Raw genomic sequence first — 2,534 nt, 5'->3', positions numbered from 1 at the left:
TGCCGGCCCTTGTGGACTATGTCATGAGCCGGCCGCTCGTCTCGGCCGGCATGATCGCCGCCGAGCTGGGCATCAGCGCTCGCGCCGCACAAAACCTGGTGGCCGAGCTCGGCCTGCGCGAGGCGACAGGACGTGGGCGCTATCGGGCTTGGGGAATCTTGTGACGTGAACAGGCACGATGCTTTGACCCCGCAATGTTTAAGAAAAGCAATGGCTTGGAACGCCGATCGACGTGCGGATCCCGAGCTGAGCGACACACAAGTTGCATATCGGCGCCGACGCCGACATAGGCAGGAGGATTCCATGATGCGCCGTCGCCGCCCGGTTCACCGGTGGACATCTCGATTTTGGATCGAGTACGTCGCATGCGTCAGGCTATGATTTTTCGCCGTCCGTGGTCGATCAATTCGTGTCTCGAGGCCGTTCGTGAAAGCCGATTTCAGGTCTTCGCAGTTGAGCTTGCCGATCCCGATCGCGCCGGCTGCGGACGCGCCGACGCGCACAACGCCTCGCGAGGATCTGCCTGAGCAGCTCGCGCGGCTGACGGAGGCGGAGCGGAACATTCTGCGATTGAAGGCGCTTGTTGGGGTCGCCACCAACAAGAGCGATTTCTTGACCATGGCGAACGCCTCGGTCATTGCCGGGCCGGGCGGCGTCTCGTTGACCTACACTACGGTCAACCCGATGCTGAACCGGCTGTTGTCGCTCGGACTGCTGAACGCGGATTTTGCCTGTGTCGAATCGCTGCGCCATCCCCTCGCGATCGAGATGATCGCCGCGCCGGAGGGGGGCAAAGCCGCTGAAGCCGTGCGCCGGATTTTTTCGGCCGGCGCAAATCGCTCCTTTTATTATTCGTATTCCCAACAGTCGGATCCGGGCGCGCGCGTCAGATTGCGATTGGCGATCTACGAAAATGACGGCGACGCCTTCCGCCTCGCGATCGCGGGATATGACAAAGCCCACAGCCGGGCCAATGGTCCGCACATTCTGGAAGAGCTGTTTGCGGATACGATCCTGGACGTGTCCTGGCTCGCCAGTCGCGATCTTGATATCCAGTTCAGGCTGTTCTCGGTCAAGCTCGGCCGCCTGCTGTCGACCGGCCAGGCGACGACCGACATGCCTGCCCTTTTGGCCCATTATCGCGACCATGAGGACGCGCCGGGCCACGCCGAATTCAAATGGGCGCTGTTGCGTGTCGATATTCTGGCCGGCGAACTCGTCGCCGCGAAGCGGAAAATCCTCTCCATGCCGGAGGCGTCGCCCGAAACCGCGCCGTCCACCCAGCATCTTCTGCTCGGATCGGTGAATTTTCTCGAAGGCCGTAACGACGAGGCGATCGCCGAATATCGCCAAGCTCTCAAACTCTACGCAAAGGAAATCGGCAGGCGGAAGGTGTTTTTTGAGGGCTCCAACGGACTGTTTTTCCTGCTGGCGTTGATCCGGGCCAACGATTCCACGCTTCACGCGGAAATCCAGAAGCACCTCGATGCGATCGATCACGAGGACAATCCGTTCAGCGCGGGATTTCAGGCCATTCACGCCTTGCTGCATCTCTTGCGAGGAGCGGAGCCGAAGGCCCGGGCCTTTTTGGATGACCTCCGGAAATTCACCGTGCATGAACCGCTGTCCGCTGCCTGTGTCGCGCTGGCGGAGTTCCTCATCGATCCCGCGCGGGCCAAGGCCCGGATCAAGGACACCGACGCGCATTTCGCCGCGCTCGCGCGCGCATTGCCGCTGGTCGCCCGGGTTCACGCTGAGATCCTGGCGAAAATCTCCGACCGACCCGGCCATTACGAAGACTTTTTGCGCGACGCGCCGGATGGCGGCCCGTTGATCGCGTTCACCGAGCTCGTGAAGGTGCAACAACCGTGGGAGCGGGGTCTCGAAGGCCTCGCCAATTTCCTGGGCGTCGGCGCGGCCGCTCCGGCCGCCGTCCCCGCCGCGCAAAAATCACGACGGCTGGTCTGGTTCGTCGATCCCGAGTCAAAGCGCATCGAAGCGGTGGAGCAATCGGCCAAGGGCGCCAACGGCTGGACCTCCGGCCGCAACGTCGCCATGAAACGGCTGCACGAACAGGACCCCCGCCTCGACTATCTGAGCGGCCACGATCGCCGGGCGCTGCGCACAATCCGCAAGACGTCCGCCGGCTGGTACGGTCAGGAGAATTACGATTTCGAACCTTACGCTACCCTCCTGGCGCTGGTCGACCATCCACTTGTGTATGATTACCGGCGCCGCGATCAGCGTCTGGAGCTCGTTTCCTATCCGGTCGAGCTGGTGGTGAGCGAGCATGCCGGCGGGTACCGTTTCACCCTGTCGCACAGGGCGGCCGAGCCGACGGTTTTTCTGGAAGCCGAGACCCCGACGCGATGGCGGGTGGTGGATTTCGCGTCGCGCCTGCTCGCCCTCCAGGAAATTCTCGGCGCGGGCGGCCTTATCGTGCCGCGCCAGGGCCGTGAACGCGTGATGGCGCTCATCAGGGTTCAGCATCCGAGCCTGCCCATCCGCGCCGACATCGCCGAGGCGGACTTGCC

Annotated in this window: 2 protein-coding genes; both read left to right on the top strand. The window is 63.0% G+C overall.

What is annotated here, in order from left to right:
* The coding region (locus ACLP2E_RS16395; RefSeq protein ID WP_442466538.1) for a helix-turn-helix domain-containing protein at positions 1-164 on the top strand (164 nt) is incomplete at its 5' end.
* Between the two features lie 262 nt (positions 165-426).
* The coding region (locus ACLP2E_RS16390) for a hypothetical protein (protein WP_442466537.1) at positions 427-2,534 on the top strand (2,108 nt) is incomplete at its 3' end.

Origin of the sequence: Rhodoblastus sp., assembly GCF_052145335.1 — a bacterium.
Lineage (GTDB): Bacteria > Pseudomonadota > Alphaproteobacteria > Rhizobiales > Beijerinckiaceae > Rhodoblastus.
The sequence above is the reverse complement of the archived record's forward strand: the minus strand, read 5'-3'. Positions and strand labels throughout refer to the sequence as shown.